Raw genomic sequence first — 22,858 nt, 5'->3', positions numbered from 1 at the left:
TTTTTTATTTGATTGCCCTATTTTTTTTCTAATAAGCTACTTTTTATGCATTGTGTGCTCATTCATTGAGCTTCATTATAGACAATAATCGGCCACTTGATTGGTTTTATTACAAATAAATCTCCTTTTTTTTTGAAGATTTGTAAAATTCTTTTTTATGAATACTGCACTAGCTTAATGAAAACCGTATAATCGACTCATGTTTTATAGTGGTAGACAAAAATGAGTGACCAACCAAAAGAAAAAAAGTTTATTCTTGGTGGGAGCATTGAAAAAGCGATGGCAGGGGATTTTGAATTAAGTCCTGTTAGCGTACTTCAAGAAGCTTGGCAAAATACAATTAAACATTTTTTCACGTTTTCTCCAGCAATTTTGTTGCTTACATCTTCGTATATGGCCGTCTTTTTTGTGGCTTTACAAATACAGCTGGGTGATCCTGCGGTGTTATTTCATGCATTTCTTGGTGAGACGGAACTAACAACTAAGATATCTTATGCTGCTTTTGTTGCAGGGTTAAGCGCACAAGTGATTATTTCGCCATTAACGGCAGGCGCCAGTTTGATGGGAATGAGTCATGCCGCTGGTTTTAAATGTCGTACTAATTATATTTTTAAAGGATTAGCGTCTGCTGGAATGGTCGCATTAGTGACGATTTTGTCGGAAGTGCTGCAAGGCTTAGTGAATATCTATTTGCCAATGGTTGCACTGTACTTATCAATGGCTTTTGGCTTCGCTGTACTTTTAGTATGTGAGAAAAAAGTACCACCGCTAAAAGCCCTGCTATATTCATTTAGAGCAACAAATAAAAAATTAACATCAATGCTGCTGATTCATGTTGTGATTATGCTAGCGTTAGTCTTTGGCATTGCATTATATGGTGTTGGTTTAATTGTGGTAATGCCGTTTATTTTCAATGTGAAAGGAATTATTTACCGCAATATGTTTGGTGTTACTTTAAAAGTAATGGTGAAGGATGATAAAGGTAATTCTGATAATCCGAACCAAGATGTTAACAATGATATTTTCAACGCGTGAGTTTATTATGATTAAAAAGACGATTGTTTTGTTCGCTGTTTTATTGATGGCAGCGTGTACACCAAAAGAAAAAGTGCCTGACTTTAAAGCATTCACAGATGTAAAAGAGAAAAAAGCGGCGTTTTTCAATTTTATGTATCCTGCAGTAATCGCTGAAAACGCTCGTGTACAGAAAGAGCGTGAATTTATAGAGTCATTAGTTATGAAGTTGGATAATGATTCTGGCACTACCTCTAAAGAATTGGATAAGGCAACTAAGTTAGGTGAACTTTATAAAGAAAAGCTAACGGATGCTGGCGTGAATGCAGATTGGGTTAACGCGATGCTAGTCAAAGTAGATTACATTCCTGCGCCTTTAGTATTAAGCCAAGGGGCAAATGAATCGGCATGGGGGACCTCTCGTTTTGCTCGCGAAGCCAATAACTACTTTGGTCAATGGTGTTACACTAAAGGTTGTGGTGTGGTTCCTAGTAAGCGTAATGAAGGTGCAGCGCATGAAGTTGCAAAGTTTGATTCATCACAAGAGGCGGTTCACGCTTATTTTATGAACGTTAACCGCAACAATGCCTATGCTGAACTTCGTGTTATTAGAGAAAAACTACATAGCTCTCCAGAAGCATTGACACCAGAACAAGAAGCAAATGCATTAGCGCATGGGTTAATTCGTTATTCTGAGCGTGGTGAAGCTTACGTAGAAGAGATCCAAGCGATGATCCGTCATAATAGTCAGTATTGGAGATAAAATGAAAAAATGGATTGGTGCGACAACGTTGTCACTGTTGTGTTTGGCGTTACCAGTTAAAGCTGAGCAGTATCGTTTTACTTATTCGAAACTGTATTACCAGTTAAAAGTGAATCAAAAAGAAGGGCATGATGATGTTCGCATGGCATTGTTCTTCAATGATTCTCAAACAGGTAAAGCATGTCAAATAACCAAAGCATGGATGGAAAAAGAAGAGCATTACGAAGAATTTACGATTCCAAGTAATCAGGAATTGACTCTTCCTATTGATGACAATTTAAAATCAGCCAATCCATTAGTTTATATTCAAACTGAAGAGGGTAAGCAGTGTGATATTTCGATGGAAGTTCTTGCAAATCAGCGCTTTGATGGCTCAGTTTCGATTAAAGAGTTAAAAGAACTCGCTATTCAAATGGATGCAATGTTTGCTGATATCGGTGGCATGTTCTCAAGCTACTTTATGCCTGATGTTGAAGGCATTACGTTTGTTTTTGGTGACACTGTCACTGAAGCTGTCAAACTGTCAAATGGTAAGGATCTTTCTTTAAAAAATGGAAGAGCTACAGTTAGTCTTGAAAAATATGCTGATGATGTGCGTATTTTACTGCCTGCTGAACCATTGAAAGTAACTCCCTGGTTAGCGAAATAATTCTATTTTTTATAATAAAAAAGGCGCTAACTTTAAAAGTTAACGCCTTTTTTGTGCATAAATGAAAGATTACTCTACAGTAATAACATCAAGTTTTAGTGATGGGTCAAACTCTGCAACTGCGTCATCAGCATCAATAGGCTGTACTGGCATTTCTTCTTTATCAAAGCCAATATCACCACCATTAATAACACCAGAGTCGCGGTTAATACTTTTGAAATCAAACGTATTAAAATCGGCTAAATGGCTAGGCACTACGTTTTGCATTGCTGTGAACATTGTTTCAATGCGTCCTGGGAATTGCTTATCCCATGTGTTTAGCATTTGTTTAACGTTCTGACGTTGCATGTTTGGTTGTGAGCCACATAGATTACACGGAATAATCGGGTAGTTACGCATATCAGCGTACTTGATAATGTCTTTTTCACGACAGTAAGCAAGTGGGCGAATAACAACGTGCTCACCATTATCAGAAACTAATTTTGGTGGCATACCCTTTAATTTACCGCCATAGAACATATTTAAGAACATAGTTTCTAAAATATCATCACGATGATGCCCTAATGCAATCTTAGTTGCACCAAGTTCTTTTGCGGTACGGTAGAGAATACCACGGCGTAAACGTGAACATAATGAACAAGTCGTTTTGCCTTCAGGGATTTTATCTTGAACGATAGAGTAGGTATCTTCTTCTACGATCTTGTATTCAACACCTAGTTCTTCTAAATATTCAGGAAGAATATGAGAAGGGAAACCCGGTTGCTTTTGATCAAGATTCACAGCAATTAAGTCAAATGAGATTGGCGCATTTTTCTTTAAGCTCATTAAGATATCAAGCATAGTAAAGCTATCTTTACCGCCAGACAGACATACCATGATACGGTCGCCATCTTCAATCATGTTGTAATCAACAATGGCATTACCTGTATTACGACGGATCTTCTTTTGAAGCTTATTAAAATTATATTGCTGCGCTTTGGTTAATTCGCTCATTTACTTACTCTAAACTAATGATGGAACTGATAAGGCGGGTATTATACCCAATCAAATTCAATAAGCGAGTTTCCACAAAAATTATTTTGGGATGCAAAACAAGGGCTACTTAAGTAACCCTTACTTTTACGTTATTAATGTAGGTAATATTAGATATGATTAGGGTCTAATGGGCTAATGTATCCCTCTGGTTTTAGCGCTAAAATATCACTATTGAGTAAGTCTAATGTATTCTCAGCGGTATTTCCTATAAAGATAGCGGACAAACCTGTTCTTCCTGTTGTACCAAGTATAACAAGCGCAGCATGTAATTCATCTTCTACTTCAGAGATAACTTCTTCTGTATGTCCTTCATATACGTGTGTTTGTTCTTCGGGGATACCATGTTTTTGTCTTAGTGCTTTCATTTCTGTTAAATGATGACCACGAATTGCATCTTTGTATTGTATAGCATCAAATTCAGGCAGTTCGGCATGAATTGAAGGAGGGGTTGAAGGGTAAGCATTGACTAGGTGCGGTGTTGAGTTAAGCACCTCTGCAAAATATTTAGCTTCATCGACCATTTTATCATTGAGTGCTAAGTGTGTTGGATTTTCGGAACCAACGTGCACTGAAGCTAAAATATTACCATTTTCTGGCCATGTTCTCTCTTTTACAAGAAGAACAGGAATAGGGGATTTACGCAATAAATGCCAGTCAGTTGGAGTAAAAAAGACGGTTTCTAATTTTGCGTGCTGGCGAGTAGATTTTACTAATAAATTATAGCTGCCATCAAAGATTTCATTGACGATGGCTTCGTATGGCCGATTATGCCAAACCATTTTCACTTTGATAGTAACATGTTCTGGAATATTGTAATTACTGATAATCTCATCAAACATTTTCACTTTTTGAGAGACAACACCATTTCTCATGGCTGTACGTTCATCAGCAGATAACATGGATGTCATTTCATAAGAAAAATCATACGTTGTACAGAATAGCGTTATTTCAGACGATTTTGTGCTGCGCTTTGCTATATCCAGCGCACGGTCTAAAGCGGGTTGTTCATCCTGATCAATTATCCCAACAACAAGTATTTTACGGTAGCGGTTCATACTAACCTCCTTGGTAAAAACCAATTCATAAAATCATTTTGTTATCTTTACTTTAGCAGTTTGAGGGGGAATATGGAGAAATTAGATACAAAAAAGTGAGGTACATCAGAAGATATACCTCACTTTTTAAATGTTTTTATTTATATAATTTACTTAATTTCTTTTGCTGAGCCAGCAAGTTCAGCTAAAGCATCATGATCATTGATTGTGATGTATTTACCTTTAACTGTTAACATTTCACTTTTTTGGAAACGACCTAATAAACGACTGATTGTTTCAACAGTTAACCCAAGGTAATTACCAATATCACCACGAGTCATTGTTAAACGAAACTCTCTAGGTGAGAAACCACGTTGATGGAAACGAGTTGATAAGTTGTATAAGAATGCCGCTAAACGTTCTTCTGCATTTTTCTTAGACAGTAGCAAAATCATTTCTTGGTCGCCTTTGATTTCGTTACTCATCAAACGCATGATTTGTTGACGAAGTTTTGGCATTTTACCCGATAGGTCATCAAGGATTTCATAAGGTATTTCACATACCATAGATGTTTCAAGAGCTTGAGCAAAGCTTGGGTGCTCAGCTTCAGTAATAGCATCAAAGCCAACAAGGTCACCCGCTAAGTGGAATGCAGTTATCTGTTCATCACCTTGCTCAGTAATCGTGTAGCTTTTGATTGTGCCTGAACGAATAGCGTATAAAGATTTTAATTCATCGCCAGCTTTAAACAGTTCCTGACCTTTTTGAATAGGCTTTTTACGTTCAATGATTTCATCAAGCTGATCAAGCTCAGACTCATTTAAAGTAAAAGGAATACATAATTGACTGATACTGCAATCTTGGCAGTGAATAGCACATCCGCCTGACTGGATTCGTTTGTTTGCTGAGTTATCTGACATCATCTCATTCAATGCTCTTATAATTGATATATGTCAATTTTAGCATTAACCAGTACCAAAGTGGTAGCATAAATACAAAACTATGCAAAAATTTATAATTATATTAGTTGATGTAACGCAATATAAACAGTGTGAATACCATACGTTAATAATAACAATGCACTTATGTTTCTGGTGATCGAATTATTGATGAATGACTGAAGGGCATGAGCACCAACACCTACTAGAAACATAGCGGGAAGCGTACCAATGCCAAAAGCAAACATGATTAATGAACCGTTAATCGCACCACCAGAAACGGCTGCCCAACTTAATGTTGAGTAAACTAAACCACAAGGAAGCCATCCCCATAAGAATCCAAAGGGAATCGCATGAAAAGGGGTTTTAAGCGGTAGCAGTGGTTTTGTTAATGGCGATATATATTTCCATAATTGCTTACCAATGACTTCTATATACACCAATCCTTTCCACCAGTTTGCGATATACAAAGCGAGTAAGCACATAAGGATACCAGCAAAGATCCTTAAATAAACTAACGCACTATAACTTTCTGATGTGACGGCAATAGAAACAAACACACCACCAATAATAAAACCGAAAACTGAATAAGATAGAATTCGGCCAAAATTATAGAGTAAAATAAACAGCCAACGAGGGGCCTTTGAATTACTGGTGTTCATTGAGATTACAGCAGAAATACCACCGCACATGCCTATGCAGTGGCCAGCCCCCATCATGCCAACAAGAAAGGCTCCTAATAAATCAATGTTCATTTATCTTCTTTATTTATGGGAGGTTGTTCATCGAATAATATTTCGGTACCTTGACGATCGAGATCTTCAAATTGGTCGCTTTTAACGGCCCAAATAAAAATTGCTACGGCAACGCACACTAACATAATCGCAATTGGGATTAACAAATATAAACTAGCCATTTTCTTTTAATAACCTAAGAGAATTAGAGACAACAATAATTGAGCTTCCCGACATTCCTACAACAGCAATGTAAGGTGCAACTAAACCCATGACAGCCAGTGGTAATATAATGGCATTATAGCCTAAAGCCCACGCTAAGTTTTCACGGATAATTTTACGAGTTTTCATCGCAAGTTCTCGCGCTTCTATTAGTCGAGAAAGGTTATCACCCAGAAGTATCATATCTGCAGAGGCTTTAGCAACATCAGTTCCAGACCCCATCGCTATAGAGAGGTGAGCTCCTGCAAGTGTAGGTGCATCATTAATGCCATCGCCAACCATCAAACTGATTTCACTTTTTGGTAATGATTTTAAATAATCTAACTTCCCTTGCGGTGTTGCTCCAGAAATTACCTCATCAATATCCAAAGCATTAGCCACTTTCTTTACGGATGAGCTACTGTCACCAGTTAGCATAGTCACTTTAATGCCTAAATGATGCAATGATTGAATTAATGCTTTGCTTTCTTGACGTATTGGATCATCTAAAGAAAAAGCAGCGACTGCTTGCCCATTTTTAGATAACCACACTTGGTAATCTTGATGATTTTCTAACAGGCAATCTTGTGCAGCAAAGGCTTTATGACCAATCTTCCATTCATCGTTACCAATGTATCCTTGCAAGCCAGAGCCTATAATATTTTTAACGCTATCAAAATGAGTTTGAGTTGAATCTCTGTATTGTGAGAAAGCTCGAGCAATAGGGTGATTAGCAAAAGATTCCATTTCAGACGCTATTGTTTTGACTTCTTTTTCTGATATATCAGTAAAGGAATGGACTTGAGTTAATCTGATATTTCCTTCTGTTAATGTTCCTGTTTTATCGATAACTAAGCGATTCACTTTGCACAGAGTTTCTAAAACATGGCCACGGCGAAGCATTAAACCAAGCTGTGCTAATCGAGAGGTTGAACAAGTGATTGCCGTTGGTGTCGCTAATGATAAGGCACAGGGACAAGTTGCAACGAGCACAGATAACATGATCCAAAAAGCGTCATCTGGTTTTGTTTCATGCCAATAAAACCAAGTGAAGGCAGAGATAATTAAGATACCTGCAACAAAATAGCGAGCCACTAAGTCAGCAATTTCAGCGACTTTAGGCTTTGACATTTGCGCTTCATCTTGAAGTTTAACAATGTTTGATATTAAAGAATCCGCTTTGGTTTTGGTTACCTTAACAGTTAAATTACCATCACCATTAATCGTACCAGCATAAACTGGATCAGTTTCCTTTTTAGCAACAGGCATCGACTCACCGGTAAACATTGATTCGTCAATCGCGCTGTAACCAGCGATGACAATACCATCTGCCGGTAGATGCTCACCTGGAGGGACAATAACAGTGTCATCAACATCAAGTGTGCGCGCGGGTACTTTCTTTCCTGAGGTTAATGTTGCCATTACGGGGATAAGTTTGAGCAAGTTTCCTGTAATAGCTGCTGCTTTGCGGCGAGCACGCATTTCAAGAAATCGGCCTAATAATAAGAAAAAGGTAAACATGGCAACTGATTCAAAAAATACTTCACCTGATTCAGTCACGGTAGCAACAACACTTGCGAAATAAGCAAATAACATCGCGATAGAAACGGGAACATCCATTCCTAGTGTTTTAGCTTTTAAGCTTCGCCATGCATTCATATAAAATGGCAGAGCAGAGTAAAGCATTACAGGTGTTGCAAAAACCAAGCTCACGTATCGAAGATAGTTTCTGAATTCCGCATCGAGATCACCAAAGACTTCTAAGTATAATGCAACAGCAAGCATCATCACTTGCATGGTTGCTAGTCCTGCGATACCTAAACGATATAAGTATTGCTTCATTGAGCGGTGATATTCTTCTTCTTGTTTATCGGCTTCAAAAGGGGCTGCTTTGTAACCAAGTTGATGAATAAGAGTAAGCAGGGTACTTAATTTAGTTTCTTCTGGGTTCCAACTTAATAATGCTCTATGAGTAGAGGTATTTACTTTTATTTGATGTATACCTTGTGCGTTGGCAAGTTGTTTTTCAATGAGCCAAGCGCAGGCAGCACAAGAGACACCATCTAGTGACAATGTCACTTCTTTGTAGTTGTCATTAGTTCGAATAAACTCTTTTTGAATTTCACTATGATCATAATGAGCTAATGCTTTTAATTGCTCAGGGATTAAATCCGCTTTATCGGCAGGGGCCGTACGATATTGATAATAAGAAGAAAGGCCGTTTTCAACGATAGTTTGCGCTACTGATTCACAGCCTGGGCAACACATATCACGAGTTTCACCTAAAATATCAACTTGAAAATGTGAGCCTGATGGAACAGGCTCACTGCAGTGGTAACAATCCTTCGACATATGGTTTATTTACCTAATCTACTTACCTAAAGGGAAAAAATCTTCACTCGGGAAATTTGTGCGTCCTTGGACCATCCATGCGCTGTCATGTGGGAGCAATTCGATAAACCAAGGGCCATTTAATGGTTCATCTAATTGAAGGCGATAAATACCTTTCGCATCTGATGTTAATACTTGCGAAAAGTCGTGATTGGGAAGCGTTCTATGAGTGAAGATAGCTTTTATTGCTGGATTATGCTCCAGTTTACCTTTATCAAGTTGGATCTCAATTGTCTTATCTACACTACGTACTTTGGCAAATATAGATAACTCTTGAGCCACTTTGATTTTTGAAAGATCGACGTTGATTGCTTTACCTTTCTTGTAATAATCCTCTGCGACTAGATCAACATCGTGCTCTACAAATAAAATGTAAGTTGATATACAAGCAACAACAACGGTACCTGGAAGGATGATGAGAAACCAAGGCCAAAACTGCTTATACCAAGGCTGAGACATAGTAATGATTCCTATTAAAGTCGAGCTATTAGCGCTTTATATATAAAATTTTTAATATAAGAGCGAAAAAAGCCCCTGTACATGCAGGGGCTATTATATTTATTATTTGTTGCTTAGGCTCCAGACGTATGCTGAAATAAGTTGTACTTTTTCCTCACCTAATACGTCTTTCCATGCTGGCATAACACCTTGACGGCCATTTTCTACTGATTCAGTAACTGCTGCGCGTGAATCCCCAAATAACCAATCATTATCAGTTAGATCTGGTGCACCCAACGCTGGGTTACCTTTGCCATCAGTACCATGACATGCAGCACAAACGATGAAGCGTTGTTTGCCTGCTGCGGCTTCTTTCGTGTTAACTTTACGACCCGATAGGGCAAGTGTATAGCTAACAACTTCTTTAACGCCGTCGGCGCCTAAAGCGTCACCCCAAGCAGGCATGTTACCAATACGACCATTCATGATAGTCGTTTTGATTGCTTCTGGCTCACCACCATATAACCATGCGTTATCGGTTAAATTAGGGAAGCCAATCATACCTCTTGCATCTGATGCATGACATTGAGAACAGTTTTGTAGGAACAAACGTTGACCTACTTTTAGTGCTTCTTCGTCATTTGCGATATCAGTAATAGCACGGAACTCTGATGTCCCTGGCTTATATGCAAGTTTTGAGAATGTTTCGCCAAAATTCGTATTTGCGTCATCTAATTCACGAGCAAATTGGTCAAGTGTTTTCTCTTTATGAGAACGCTCAATCGATGTGTGTGATTCTTCAACAGTACGAACCGTTTGGTCTGAACTTGTCCAGCCTAAAACGCCTTTAAAATTACCTAATCCAGGATAAAGGATTAAATAAACGATAGAGAAGACGAGTGTAGCTAAGAACATGTAAGTCCACCATTTTGGCAGTGGATTATTAAGCTCACGAATACCATCGTATTCATGACCCATGTCTTCACCTTCTTCAATTCCTGTTGTATTTTTCAAGCAGAAACGAAGCAGTAAACCACAACCAATTAATGTACCAATAGTAATGATACTTATCCAGAGACTCCAAAAAGTACTCATTGTTTATCAACTCCTGTCTTGTTTTGGCTTGAAGTATCTTCTTGTTCATCAGCAAAAACCAAGTTAGCAGCTTCATCGAAGCGAGCCTTTTGCTTTTTACTGTAAGCCCAAAAAATAATACCTACCATGCTTAAAAACAGAATAACTGTCCAAATTGCATGAATAGTTCCAGCGTCCATAGGGACCTCCTTACTTCATTGCATGACCAAGTGATTGAAGATAAGCAATAAGCGCATCCATCTCAGTCTTACCTTTAACCGCATCAGCCGCATTCTTTACGTCTTCTTCAGTGTATGGAACACCAAAGTTGTTACGGAAAATAGCAATTTTTTGCGATGTCAATTCACCATCTAACACGTTCTCTTCCAACCAAGGGAAGCCAGGCATGTTTGATTCAGGAACCACATCACGAGGGTTGATTAGGTGAACACGGTGCCATTCATCAGAATAACGCTCACCAACACGAGCTAGATCAGGACCTGTACGTTTTGAACCCCATAAGAATGGATGCTCCCAAACACTTTCACCAGCAACAGAATAATGTCCGTAACGTTCTGTTTCAGCACGGAACGGACGGATCATCTGGCTATGACAAACACTACAACCTTCACGGATGTAAATATCACGGCCTTCCATTTCTAACGGTGTATAAACACGTAAGTTTTCTACTGGTTCAGTTGTTTGCTTTTGGAAAATTAGAGGAGTGATCTCAACTAATGCACCGAAACTAATAGCAACAACGATAAGAACCGCAAGAAGGCCAACGTTTTTTTCTATGATTTCATGACGATTAGAACTCATAACATAGCCTCCTTATTGAGCTGGTTGAGGAATAGCTTTTAGGCTGTTCTTCGGAGCAGTAACGGTCTTATATGTATTGTATGCAAGTAAGAACATTCCTGATAAGAAGATAAATCCACCTAAGAAGCGAACAAAATAGAATGGGTAAGAGGCTTCTAATGACTCAACAAAGCTGTATGTTAATGTGCCATCTGCATTTACTGCACGCCACATTAGACCTTGCATAACACCAGAAATCCACATTGCCACAATGTAAAGAACCGTACCGATAGTCGCTAACCAGAAGTGAACATTGATTAGTGAGACAGAGTACATACGCTCTTGACCGAATAGCTTAGGAATTAAGTGGTATAGAGAACCAATTGATACCATTGCAACCCAACCTAATGCACCAGAGTGTACGTGACCAATTGTCCAGTCAGTATAGTGAGATAGGGCATTTACTGATTTAATTGCCATCATCGGGCCTTCAAAGGTAGACATACCGTAGAAAGACAAAGAAACAATTAAGAAGCGAAGAATTGGGTCATAACGAAGTTTATGCCAAGCACCAGACAGCGTCATAATACCATTAATCATACCGCCCCAAGATGGAGCAAATAGAACTAGTGACATTACCATACCAAGTGACTGAGTCCAGTCAGGCAGTGCTGTATAATGTAAATGGTGAGGGCCGGCCCAGATATAAAGTGATACTAGAGCCCAAAAGTGAACAATAGATAAACGGTATGAATAAACTGGACGCTCAGCTTGTTTTGGTACGAAATAATACATCATACCAAGGAAGCCTGCAGTTAATAGGAAACCAACTGCGTTGTGCCCGTACCACCATTGTACCATCGCATCAACAGCACCAGAATAAATCGAATAAGATTTAGTCATAGATACAGGAACAGCAAGGCTATTCACAATATGAAGAACGGCAACGGTTAAAATGAAGGCTCCAAAGAACCAGTTTGCAACGTAGATGTGAGATGTCTTACGCTTAAACAGGGTTCCAAAGAAAACGATGGCATACGCAACCCAAACCAGAGTAATTGCGATATCAATCGGCCACTCTAATTCTGCGTATTCTTTTCCTGATGTAATACCTAGAGGCAATGAAATTGCTGCTGCTAGAATAATTGCTTGCCAACCCCAGAAGGTGAACGCAACTAATGGACCACCAAACAAACGTGTTTGACAAGTACGCTGAACAACATAATAAGATGTTGCAAAAAGGGCACTTGTGCCGAATGCGAAAATCACTGCATTGGTATGCAGAGGTCGCAGACGACTATACGTAAGCCATGGTGTGTCAAAATTAAGTTGCGGCCAAACTAACTGAGCGGCAATTAGTACACCTACACCCATGCCAACAATACCCCATAGTATGGTAACTAAAGAGAATTGACGAACAACGGTATAGTTGTAGTTTTGTTCATGCTGCTGTACTTGGCTCATAATTGCATGCTTCCACTTTTATTATTAACTACACTTTACTTTCCATAGTGCGAACAATTTGTTCGCAATGCCATCCAAAATTCAATCTCTAATAATTAGATTTGTGACCTTTTTATTTTGAAATATCCTTTTTTAATGCAAAAATGGCATTTTCGGCGTTAATGATACTTCACTTCAAAATTGAATCATAGTTGATGCCCATAGGAATTTTACGGTTAAGCAACATTTTTTCATTTTTTTTGAACTAGATAACACAGGTTTTTTCAACTATGGCTGTAGAAAAGTTAACAGGTCCTCGTTTATTTCAACTTATTTTCTTGTTGGTAGTATTAATTACTGCATTTACTTGGAGAACAATTACCTACAAAGATCCGATGGATAGTGTGAAAAATGACCAAGATGCGACTGTTTGTAACATAACTGAAAAGTCTTGTGCTTTTAATATCGATAATAATCAAGTCATTATTGATGTAAAAGAGCGTCCTATTTTGCAAAATACAGAGGTCAGCATCTTAGTTTCAGGTCTAAGTGAGGCTTGGGAGATGGAAGCAACTGGCGTGAAGATGAACATGGGAACGTTAAAGTTCATGCCTTCGGTTAAGCAAAATGACAAACAAATGTATTCAGTATTTGTACCAAAATGTAAACATAATGATATGGCATGGAATGTAGAAGTATCGAATAGCTCTCAAAAAATAAATGTTATTTTTAATTCCACAAAATGATAACTTTCAATGTGTTATTCTTTAAATGTGCAAAAATCAACCGCTCAATGACAAATTAGAGTTTGTTTAATAAAAATAAAACAATTTGGAAGGAATATGAAGATAATTAGCACAAATTCACAGAATAACGATTCAGGAAAAGCACTTGAATACTGTCTAAGTAATTTACTTGTTCATCCTATTGAACCGGATATTTTGTTGTGCTATTTCACTGAAGAACATGATAGTCACCTTATTATAAATACGTTAAAAAAACGATTTCCTAATACCAAAATTCATGGCTGCACCTCATGCCGAGGGGTAATGACTGATCATGGATTTCTTGAGTGTTATTCAATTGCATTATGGGCACTCTATGATTCAAAGCATGGACGATATGGAACAAGTATAGCTAAACTTAATAACAATCATGAGATCACTCAGCTTACAAAACAATTATTAGAAAAAGCAATTAAGGATAGTGGTCGCGAAGGAGAATTGCCTGCATTGGTTTTACTCCATGCAACACCTGGACAAGAAGAGGAAATAATTACAGCAATAGATGAATATTTTGGGACGCCAATACCTCTTATAGGAGGAACCGCTGCGGATAATAATGTACAGGGAAAGTGGTGTATCTTTACACAAGATGACCTGCTTAGTTCTGGAATTTCTTTATCTGTTTTTTATCCCTCCTGTAAAGTGTCTTATTCCTTTCACTCTGGATATGCTTGCTCTTCAACATCGGGGATTGCAACAAAAACACATAATCGAATTATTTATGAAATTGACCATAAACCGGTTATTGATGTTTATAAGCAATGGACTGAATTACCAATGGGGCTTGGTGATAAAACAAATCTTCTAGAAAGAGTAACTCTATTTCCTTTAGGAAGAATTGCTGGTTACATGTATTCGTCGCCATATTTCAAATTAGCCCATCCTGTAAAATTTACTCATGATGGAGGCATGGAATGTTTTGCTAGTATTAATGAAGGAGAGGAGGTTTTTATGATGTACGGTGAAGAAGAACAAATTATTTCTCGACCACAGCGAGTCATTAATTCGGCCATTAATTCTTATGAAGATAACTTCAGCCCAATAGGCGGCATTAATATATTTTGTGCTGGCTCAATGATGCATATAAAAACATCTATGGATGCAGTTTGTCATTCAGTTAACTCGGCAATGCATGGTGCTCCTTATATATGTCCATTTACTTTCGGTGAGCAAGGACGTTTTACTGGTGGCGAGAATGCTCATGGCAATTTAATGGTCTCTACCGTTTTATTTCATTATTAGGATAGTGTAGTTGTGAAGGTTCATGCAGAGAAAGAACAACTCCAGGAAGCATTGCTAGAGTTAAAGCGAAGTAAAGAGCGAGAATCTCATCTTTATAAAGAAAACCAAGCGATACTAAATGGCTTATCGGCCATTTCAGATGCTCAAAATAAAGAAGACATTTTTAATAGTTTACTTGTCGTTATTAAAAAGTTTATTCATTTCGATAATGCGTTTGTGATTTCTTCTTCTGATGAAAAATGCTTATCCGTTCTTGCTTCAACAGATGATATTTTTAACGACTTAACTTGGTCTTTTAGTGATCTTTTTTATCGAGCTTGTCATAACGAAAGTATTATTCTTTTTAAACCTAAGAATACCCAAGAATTTTCATCTATTCCTCCTGAACTTAAAACTGAATTCTCTTCAGTTGCAATCTCTGGGATTCAATCTTCATCAGGACATGCTGTTATTGTTTTGACCAGTCGTCGATTTGGTGAATATTCAGCATCAACTAAAAATAGCTTACAACGTTTTACGCCACTTATTGAGCGGGCAGTTATTGATATTGATTATAAACACAGGCTTCAATCACTTGTTGACATAAAAACTAAAGCATTGCATTTAAGTAAGCAACGTTTTCAAGACTTCGCTAATACAGTTGGTGATTGGTTCTGGGAAACTGATATTAACTTTAATTTCAGTTATTTAGCAGGAACAAAAATCAATGAGACTAAAATGAGTTCACAAAACTTATTAGGTTTAATTGAAAGTGAATCGATTCGAAAGCAAATATTAGCAGCAAAGCATCATAATAAATCATTTAATGAATTAGAGTGGAGCCCTGAAAAGTTGAATAATAAAGTATGGTTTAGTTTGAGTGGCACTCCATATTATGATGAGTTTGGCGTACTTACAGGTTATCGAGGTACAGCAAAAGACATTTCAGCTAGAAAAAAACGCATAACCGAAATACATAAAGCAAAAGTTGAAGCTGAGAAAGCTAACAGAGCTAAATCTCAGTTTTTAGCGATGATGAGTCATGAGATCCGAACACCACTGAATGCTATCCTAGGTATGATAGATGTATTTAGTGGAAGTCATTTATCATCTGAGCAAAGACAATGGCTTGAACAAATGGAAACTTCATCTCAGCTTCTCCTCACAATAATTAGTGATGTATTAGATATTTCAAGAATTGAAGCAGGAACTTTTATTCTAGATGAGCAACCAATTGATTTAATTAAAACCATTCATAGCGCCATTGATTATTTCATGGTGATAGCTCAGGACAAAGGCATAAAATTAACTGTGACAACGTCACAAAATATACCTATTAATGTCATTGCAGACCAAACACGCATCGCTCAAGTCATCTTCAATTTAGTGGGAAATGCTGTAAAATTCACCAATAATGGGTCGGTTTGTTTAAATATCAGCCTTTCTGATGGTGATTTAATCTGCTTTTCAATTAAAGATACAGGAATAGGTATTGCTCGAGATATTACTGAGCAGCTTTTTAAACCTTTCATACAAGCAGATAGCTCAATTACCCGTCAATTTGGAGGGACAGGTTTAGGTTTATCAATCACAAAACGTCTTACAGAATTGATGAATGGTACCATTGAAGTTGAAAGTTTAATCGGCGAAGGAAGTACTTTTACTGTAAAGTTGCCATTGAAAGAGACTGTGCCAATATCTAGAAAATTTCCGATAAATGAATTAATACCAGAGATAAGTAAACAATATTTATCCGTTTTAGTTGCTGAAGATAATAAAGCAAACCAAGCAGTCATGAAGTTACTATTAGAACGGCAAGGACATCAAGTTACTTTGGTTAAGAATGGTGTTGAAGTAATTCAAGAATGGTCTGATCATAACAATAACTATGATGTCATTTTAATGGATGTGTCGATGCCATTAAAAGATGGCATTAGTGCAACTAAAGAAATACGATCTACAGGATCGCTAATTCCAATCGTTGCAATAACGGGTCACGCATTGAATGAAGAAAAGAAATTATGCATTGATGCTGGAATGAATGACTTTATTTCAAAGCCAATAAGAGCAAAGCAATTAAAAGCAGTGTTAAGATCTTTAAATCTATAGAGATAATTTATAACGTTATGAAGATAATAAATCTATAGAGATAATTTATAACGTTATGAAGATAATGTTTTTAAGCTAATAATCATTAGATGGATACGAAGTATTATTTAATGATTATTAGCTATTTTATGGTAAATACGATTATGGTTAAATTGATTGTTCTCGAAAGAAGTTGTGCAGAAAGGGAAGCTATATGTACTTATATTTGAGTATTAACAAACTCTATTTAACATAAGATATATAATGCGCACTGTGGTGTATTTTAAAATGACCCGGGAATTGGCTGGTTTTGACTTAATTTAGTCAGTTATCTGTAATTTATCTCTTTTGAATTTGTGCCTATTTAGGATTGCCATTAAACTAAGCCTAATTGTATTTATGTTACCTTGTCACGAGTTAAGTTTATTTTGGCTTCGTTGTAATCTGGTATCTAAGGCTAAAATTCTATGTATATTAAAAAACGTGCTCTATTTACTTTAGTTTCTGTTCTGACATTATCTGGTTGTGCGAGTTACTCAATAACAGAAAAAGAAATGACTGATTATCTTTCAGATGAAATTCATGTAGACAAGTCTGTTGGTATTCCTGGTTTTCTATATGCTCAAGTAAATGTTGAAAATGTCGATGTTCAAATTGGCCGCATTGCAGCTGATCGGATTAGTGTTTTTGCAAACACAACTGCAGATGTTCAAATGCTCGATGAAATAAAACAGAATCTGTCACTCACGTTAGAATTCAGCGCTGTGCCAGAATATGATAAAGAAACGGGTGAAATTTATTTGAAATCACTACGCTTAGAAAAATTTGAAGATAAAAACCAAAAATTATCACCCGAGTTAACGTCATTACTAAAGCCTGCAGTATCAATAATTGGCTATGCACTATCAAATGAACCCGCTTATAAGTTAAATTCAGATAAACTAAAAGAATCTCTTATTAAGTCAGCGGAACCTAATTTAGTTATAAAAAACAATAAGCTAGTGATTGAATTGTTTAATTGAAATAATAAGTGACTTGTAGTTATAGTGCATTAGGGTCTGGTATTAATCAGTATATTACTATTACATACTGATTAACTTTAAATTGAGTATTTAAGCCTATTTTAATAACTCATGAAGATCGGCTTTAAGCGATGAGACTGTTTGACTGGCCTTTTCTGTTCTTGATGCTTCACTTAATAAATACTCTATAGTATCAGAAAGCGTAGAATCAAGATCTTGAGCACGCAGAGACAGTTTTTCCCACACTCGGTAATCTAAATCTATCGATTTTTTACGAGTATGTTCTTGTTCAGCATTAAAATGACGCTTTCTTTTTGCTCTTATCGCTTGTTTAAGTTTGTTTTCTAACTCTGGATTCATGTGTTTTTGAATCCACTCTAAAGCCTTAACTGGCTCATGTTCAAGTTTTAAAAATTCAGCGACCATTTGCTGTTGTTCGCTGGAATCAATATAGCAAGTAATTGATTCCCCCATACGATGCTTATTAAATAAATACATCCATTTCCAACCGGCTTCTAGGTTTTCAAGTTGTTGATATTTCATAAATAATAGGCTCGTATTTTAGGAGATTAAATTCGGGTGACAGTGTAACTCGCATTACTTAATTCTTCAATATAATTACTCTGCAATGGGACCAAGCTCTAAATGTTATGTATCGACTGAAAAATCAGACGAAACAAATTATGTCATGTATAATCGATTTTATTTTTTATTAATAAGTAAGCATGCCACTAGACACGCCATTTTTAATTGCGCCTCAATATGATCATATTCAAGATTCTTTGAATCAATCTTACCAGATAGACGCACAATCACCCTATTCTCTGCAGCCTCGATTGACTCAAGCTTTAGAGATTTTCTCTCTTATAAATGGTGTTAATATTCTTCAAATCAACGCGTTAGATAATCACGTGTATCGTGAATATATCGCTAATTGGTTAGTGTTGAATGCTGCTCACTCAAAACAAGATATCACACCTGTAATCGTTGTTGAGAGTTGTACTGATGCAGAGCTTTTTGGTGTGTATCATAATAAAAGCGATATTCTTGAGCCTGGTTTATTGCAAAAAGCCAATGGCGGCTTTCTTATTATTTCGCCGAGTCTGTTGCTAGCAAACCCTTATTTATGGCCTCGTTTAAAGAGCCTTTTACAAGGTCAATCAGTCTCTATCTCATCTAGTGATTCAAAATCACCAACTAAAGAAGATCACCGTTTAACGAGCAATGTAAAATTAATCATTGTTGGCGACCGTGCACTATTAGGTGAAATTGAACAATTAGAGCCTGATTTATTGGCAGGCATGTCTATGTTTGCTGAATATGAATTTGACACCAAGGTAACAAGTGACACTGTCACTGAGTATTTGCAATTGATAGGTTTCCTATCAAAGCAGCACTCTCATCTTCCTTTAGAAAATGGTTTAGCCCTATTACCATTACTAAAAGCAGGCGCAAAAGAGTGTGAAGATCAAACACGACTAAATTTATGTTTACTGTGGTTAAATTCAGCTTTAGCACACGCTTCATTGGCCTCTTGCTCAAAAACATATATTGATGCTAATGATTTCAAAGCGTCGTTTGAAACTAAATACCATATTGAATCATACCTTCCATCTCGTGCGTTAGATGATATTTTAGAACAAAACATCTTCATCGAAACTGATGGCGAAAAAGTTGGCCAAATCAATGGATTAACGGTAGTGTCAGTTCCTGGCCATCCTATTTCTTATGGTGAACCATCACGCATATCTTGTGTAGTTCACGTTGGTGATGGCGAATTGTCGGATGTTGAGCGTAAGGTTGAGTTAGGCGGAGATCTCCATGCTAAAGGTATGTTGATTATGCAGGCTTATATTCTCAGTCAGCTAAATACGCATGAACCATTACCCTTCACAGCCTCAATGGTATTTGAGCAATCCTATTGTGAAGTTGATGGCGATAGTGCTAGCCTTGCAGAGCTTTGTGCTTTTTTAAGTGCTCTGGCCATTAAGCCTATCGATCAAAGTTTGGCAATTACAGGCTCGGTTGACCAATTTGGTATGGTTCAACCGATTGGTGGTGTAAATGAAAAAATTGAAGCCTTCTTCCAGCTGTGTGAAAAACGCGGGTTAACTGGTAAGCAAGGTGTTATCATTCCAGAAACAAACGGAATTAATCTTGTTCTATCTGACGAGGTAATTCGTGCTGTTGAAGAGAAACAGTTTACGATTTATCCAATTAGTCATGTTGAACAAGCTGTCGAACTTTTAACGGGCATGCCGTTACAATCCGAAGAACATGAGTCGATTTTCTCTTTAATTGCGCAACATATTGAAGATGTTGAACATAATCCGTCTCAGTGTTCTGCGCTATTTTGTCGTTTTAAAAACTGGTTTAACCAGCGCTGATCCGACTTGATAAGCGTACAAGTGTTAGCTAGAATTTCAGCAACTTATTTAGGAGTAATACTTTAATGCAAAACAAACCTAGTTCATACAATCGTGAAGATTTACTAGCATCAAGCCGTGGTGAATTATTTGGTCCAAACGGCCCACAGCTGCCAGCACCAAATATGTTAATGATGGATCGCATCCCTCTTATGTCTGAAACTGAAGGTCTATTTGGTAAAGGTAAAGTTGTTGCTGAACTAGACATTACTCCAGATCTTTGGTTCTTTGACTGTCACTTCCCAGGTGACCCAGTAATGCCTGGTTGTCTTGGCCTTGATGCAATGTGGCAACTGGTTGGTTTTTTCCTTGGTTGGATTGGTGGCGAAGGTAAAGGTCGTGCTCTAGGTGTAGGTGAAGTTAAATTCACAGGCCAAGTACTTCCTACTGCGAAAAAAGTAACGTATGAAATTGATTTTAAACGTGTTATTAACCGTAAATTAGTAATGGGTCTAGCTGATGGCCGTGTTCTAGTTGATGGCAAAGAAATCTACGTTGCTAAAGATCTTAAAGTGGGTCTTTTCCAAGACACATCAAAGTTCTAATTAAAGAATTGAGATTTAGATAAAGCTGGTTTTGTGCTGGCTTTATTTTTAAATAACACAACAAAGTTATAGTGCACTAGGTGCGTGCTTAAACATGTACTAATTAATCTCTATCGTCTTAATAAAATTAAAGCCCCATAAAGAGGCTTTAATTTAAAATTCTATTTTATATAGGAAACTATTTAAACAAACCGGAATGTTTGTCATCTCTTGCGTCCCGCCAGCCCCCTAGCCAACACGAACGAGCATCCATTGCTTGATATGGGCAATTCTCTGATGAACGGCCATTTAACCCTGCTTTATAACCTTGTGATTGTGCTCGTTCTAAACGGTCACGCTTTTGTCTCTTCATAGTTCAGTCCTCATAGATGGAAGGCATAATGCTTCAATAAATATACTACTTTACTACTGATACCCTTTTATTCCGTTAGGGATCATCATGAACATTTCATGATGACAATATTAAGAATCGGACAAATCTGGTCGTTTTTCAAGTATAAAAAAAGCCCGAAGTCTCAATTTGTGACTTCGGGCTTAATCTTATAAATTGCTTTTATTTAATTCGCTTTCGCATGAAACCAAATAAACCAAGCAGTGTCATAGCACCAAAGCCAAGTGAGCCACCCTGACGTTCGATAGTGCTGTTCTCAAGTGGACGAGATTCAATACTACGCTCTGCAGGATCTGAAATAGGTACTAATTTCACTGCAACTACAGTTTCATTTGTACTCCCATTACCACAATAAGAATCACTCGCGACAGAATCATAGCCACCAGCACATTTCAGTGCCGTTGCTGAGATAACACCTGCATCGTTAATGTCACTTGCATCGTAGATACGATATTGGTTGTTATGAGAGCTTAATGAACCACCGTTAGTTAAATTATCAATAATCCAAGCTTTATTTTGAAAAATTGCACCACGTGTGGCTTCAGTCGGAGCATATGGATAAATAAACGCACGTTGCCTACGTTGTTTACCCTCATATTCACGGTTATTTTCAATATCTATACGCCCAACAATTTCATTAAAATTATTGATTCCACCCATCTCACCACCAGCACCAGCAAAAAAGATTCCGCCAGAAAGGAAAGATGCACTAGGTGTTGAGCTTGAAGCGTCTGAAATAACAAATAAGCGATTAGCAACTGCACCATTTTGAGGGTAACTACCAGAACGCTTTGCTTGACCAACCGCAACTAAATTTTCATTTATATTTGTTACAACAGAATTAGAGTGAATAAAATCACCACCTATTTCAGCTTGAGCATTTACAACAGTATTAGAGTCCCAATTACTCTTACTAATATCAGTACCTGGTGTTTTTTGCTTAAAAATAGTTGCTTGCATTAAACGTGAATCGCCATCTGCAGTACTATTATATCCAACAATATACATGCGTTCTGAATCATTAGCATCGATAATTAAATCACGAGCACTACCTTGAGCATAAATATCATTCCCACTGCCGTTATCTGAGGTGTTTTTCCAATCTAATTCAATTGGTGCATTACTCCCATCCCATATAGCTGCTTTAGAGAAATTATTTATATGCCCAGCTCCTGAAGATATACTACCTACTGTATATGTATCCTCTTTTGCCCATGCTCTAGATTGTTTACCAGTACCATTAGCTAAATCGGCTGAATTAAATGCTTGGTTTCGGGTCGTTGATGAATGGTAATTTCCAATAGCTTCAGCTGCCGATACTAAACTATTAATAATCACATTGACTTCAGAACTCTTAAAAGATGCAGCTTCAATAAATGCAGCTGAATTATTTGGTGGCGTAGTACCGCCATTTAATTCCTTATACCAGCCATTCCACTGATTTGAAGCCCAATATTCACAAGTTGAATAACCTAACTGGAAGAAACAGTAGTCTTCAAAACCATCATACCCATCTTCAATATAATCAAAAGAATTATCAATCGCGAATGCAACCTCTTCACGATAAGAAACACCCTCAGCCCAATTGCGAGTTTCACCAGCTAAAGCAAAGAATAATGAACTAGATGAATTTTCCGCGCTAGCATCACAAGAGTTTGATCCATCGACTAACGTTGGATCAAAACAGCCAAGTGGGTTGCTTGTATTTAAAGCCTTATCAGATGGCTGAATAGCCGTACCATAATACTCAGAACCTGAAACACCAGGCGTTACTTCCACCACTTTATAAAGCGCCGCTTGCGCAGGAAGCGCAGCGGACACCAAAACAGCTAATGTGGTTAATTGTAATTTACTACTCATTTAAC

At 37.4% G+C, this 22,858-nt stretch carries 23 protein-coding genes; 9 read left to right on the top strand and 14 right to left on the bottom strand.

Features of this window, described 5'->3' with window-relative positions; genetic code table 11:
- Positions 1-222 precede the first annotated feature (222 nt).
- From PVK70_RS08250 to PVK70_RS08240, 3 genes are read left to right on the top strand one after another with little or no spacing between them, the layout of a single operon-like run.
- Entirely contained in the window at positions 223-1,035 is an 813-nt protein-coding gene (locus PVK70_RS08250) for a hypothetical protein (RefSeq protein WP_130047363.1), read from the top strand.
- Between the two features lie 7 nt (positions 1,036-1,042).
- Positions 1,043-1,777, top strand: coding sequence for a glucosaminidase domain-containing protein (locus tag PVK70_RS08245; RefSeq protein WP_130047387.1), 735 nt, complete (start codon positions 1,043-1,045; stop codon positions 1,775-1,777).
- A gap of 1 nt (position 1,778) precedes the next feature.
- The gene (locus tag PVK70_RS08240) at positions 1,779-2,426 is read left to right on the top strand and encodes a DUF2987 domain-containing protein (RefSeq protein ID WP_130047362.1); all 648 of its coding nucleotides are present in this window, start codon (positions 1,779-1,781) and stop codon (positions 2,424-2,426) included.
- 69 nt (positions 2,427-2,495) lie between these two features.
- Here PVK70_RS08240 and ttcA read toward each other — a convergent pair whose 3' ends face one another.
- The 11 genes from ttcA to ccoN form a co-directional block, all read right to left on the bottom strand.
- A complete protein-coding gene (ttcA, locus tag PVK70_RS08235) occupies positions 2,496-3,419 on the bottom strand; it encodes a tRNA 2-thiocytidine(32) synthetase TtcA (RefSeq protein ID WP_130044493.1) in 924 nt (307 codons plus the stop codon).
- Positions 3,420-3,568: 149 nt separating this feature from the next.
- Positions 3,569-4,516, bottom strand: a complete 948-nt coding sequence (gene uspE, locus PVK70_RS08230; protein WP_130047361.1) for a universal stress protein UspE — start codon at positions 4,514-4,516, stop codon at positions 3,569-3,571.
- A gap of 149 nt (positions 4,517-4,665) precedes the next feature.
- Entirely contained in the window at positions 4,666-5,418 is a 753-nt protein-coding gene (locus PVK70_RS08225) for an FNR family transcription factor (protein WP_130044491.1), read from the bottom strand.
- Between the two features lie 95 nt (positions 5,419-5,513).
- Entirely contained in the window at positions 5,514-6,188 is a 675-nt protein-coding gene (locus PVK70_RS08220; RefSeq protein ID WP_130047360.1) for a sulfite exporter TauE/SafE family protein, read from the bottom strand.
- Positions 6,185-6,349: a cbb3-type cytochrome oxidase assembly protein CcoS gene (gene ccoS / locus PVK70_RS08215; RefSeq protein WP_130044489.1), complete on the bottom strand. Its 165-nt coding sequence runs from the start codon at positions 6,347-6,349 to the stop codon at positions 6,185-6,187. The genes PVK70_RS08220 and ccoS overlap by 4 nt, the downstream gene beginning before the upstream one ends.
- A complete protein-coding gene (locus PVK70_RS08210) occupies positions 6,342-8,720 on the bottom strand; it encodes a heavy metal translocating P-type ATPase (protein ID WP_130047359.1) in 2,379 nt (792 codons plus the stop codon). The genes ccoS and PVK70_RS08210 overlap by 8 nt, the downstream gene beginning before the upstream one ends.
- Positions 8,721-8,738: 18 nt before the next feature.
- Entirely contained in the window at positions 8,739-9,218 is a 480-nt protein-coding gene (locus tag PVK70_RS08205) for a FixH family protein (RefSeq protein WP_130047358.1), read from the bottom strand.
- Positions 9,219-9,320: 102 nt separating this feature from the next.
- The gene (ccoP, locus tag PVK70_RS08200) at positions 9,321-10,292 is read right to left on the bottom strand and encodes a cytochrome-c oxidase, cbb3-type subunit III (RefSeq protein ID WP_130047357.1); all 972 of its coding nucleotides are present in this window, start codon (positions 10,290-10,292) and stop codon (positions 9,321-9,323) included.
- On the bottom strand, positions 10,289-10,471 hold the full coding sequence (locus tag PVK70_RS08195) for a cbb3-type cytochrome oxidase subunit 3 (protein ID WP_130044485.1): 183 nt from the start codon (positions 10,469-10,471) through the stop codon (positions 10,289-10,291). Before PVK70_RS08195 ends, ccoP begins: the two co-directional genes overlap by 4 nt.
- A 10-nt stretch (positions 10,472-10,481) precedes the next feature.
- Positions 10,482-11,093 (bottom strand): cytochrome-c oxidase, cbb3-type subunit II, encoded by a 612-nt coding sequence (gene ccoO / locus PVK70_RS08190; protein ID WP_130047356.1) that lies wholly within the window; start codon positions 11,091-11,093, stop codon positions 10,482-10,484.
- A gap of 12 nt (positions 11,094-11,105) precedes the next feature.
- Positions 11,106-12,536: a cytochrome-c oxidase, cbb3-type subunit I gene (ccoN, locus tag PVK70_RS08185; RefSeq protein ID WP_130047355.1), complete on the bottom strand. Its 1,431-nt coding sequence runs from the start codon at positions 12,534-12,536 to the stop codon at positions 11,106-11,108.
- 269 nt (positions 12,537-12,805) lie between these two features.
- Here ccoN and PVK70_RS08180 point away from each other — a divergent pair, with 269 nt between their 5' ends.
- From PVK70_RS08180 to PVK70_RS08165, 4 genes are all read left to right on the top strand, one after another.
- Positions 12,806-13,261, top strand: a complete 456-nt coding sequence (locus tag PVK70_RS08180; protein ID WP_130047354.1) for a hypothetical protein — start codon at positions 12,806-12,808, stop codon at positions 13,259-13,261.
- A gap of 96 nt (positions 13,262-13,357) precedes the next feature.
- Entirely contained in the window at positions 13,358-14,542 is a 1,185-nt protein-coding gene (locus tag PVK70_RS08175) for an FIST signal transduction protein (RefSeq protein ID WP_130047353.1), read from the top strand.
- Positions 14,543-14,554: 12 nt separating this feature from the next.
- The gene (locus PVK70_RS08170; RefSeq protein ID WP_130047352.1) at positions 14,555-16,630 is read left to right on the top strand and encodes an ATP-binding protein; all 2,076 of its coding nucleotides are present in this window, start codon (positions 14,555-14,557) and stop codon (positions 16,628-16,630) included.
- Positions 16,631-17,076: 446 nt separating this feature from the next.
- Positions 17,077-17,631 carry a DUF1439 domain-containing protein gene (locus tag PVK70_RS08165; RefSeq protein WP_130047351.1) on the top strand — a complete coding sequence of 185 codons (555 nt, stop codon included), beginning with the start codon at positions 17,077-17,079 and terminating at the stop codon, positions 17,629-17,631.
- Between the two features lie 96 nt (positions 17,632-17,727).
- Here the strand turns inward: PVK70_RS08165 and matP are convergent, their stop codons facing one another.
- Entirely contained in the window at positions 17,728-18,174 is a 447-nt protein-coding gene (gene matP, locus PVK70_RS08160; protein ID WP_130047350.1) for a macrodomain Ter protein MatP, read from the bottom strand.
- 182 nt (positions 18,175-18,356) lie between these two features.
- On the opposite strand from matP, the gene PVK70_RS08155 reads away from it, so the two are divergent.
- On the top strand, positions 18,357-20,018 hold the full coding sequence (locus PVK70_RS08155; protein WP_130047349.1) for an AAA family ATPase: 1,662 nt from the start codon (positions 18,357-18,359) through the stop codon (positions 20,016-20,018).
- Between the two features lie 65 nt (positions 20,019-20,083).
- Positions 20,084-20,602: a bifunctional 3-hydroxydecanoyl-ACP dehydratase/trans-2-decenoyl-ACP isomerase gene (gene fabA, locus PVK70_RS08150; protein WP_130047348.1), complete on the top strand. Its 519-nt coding sequence runs from the start codon at positions 20,084-20,086 to the stop codon at positions 20,600-20,602.
- Between the two features lie 178 nt (positions 20,603-20,780).
- On the opposite strand, the gene rmf is transcribed toward fabA, so the two are convergent.
- A complete protein-coding gene (gene rmf / locus PVK70_RS08145; RefSeq protein WP_045102089.1) occupies positions 20,781-20,954 on the bottom strand; it encodes a ribosome modulation factor in 174 nt (57 codons plus the stop codon).
- 201 nt (positions 20,955-21,155) lie between these two features.
- Positions 21,156-22,853 (bottom strand): DUF3466 family protein, encoded by a 1,698-nt coding sequence (locus tag PVK70_RS08140; protein WP_130047347.1) that lies wholly within the window; start codon positions 22,851-22,853, stop codon positions 21,156-21,158.
- Between the last annotated feature and the right edge of the window lie 5 nt (positions 22,854-22,858).

The organism is Aliivibrio sp. A6, from assembly GCF_028765505.1.
GTDB lineage: Bacteria > Pseudomonadota > Gammaproteobacteria > Enterobacterales > Vibrionaceae > Aliivibrio > Aliivibrio finisterrensis_A.
The sequence above is the reverse complement of the archived record's forward strand: the minus strand, read 5'-3'. Positions and strand labels throughout refer to the sequence as shown.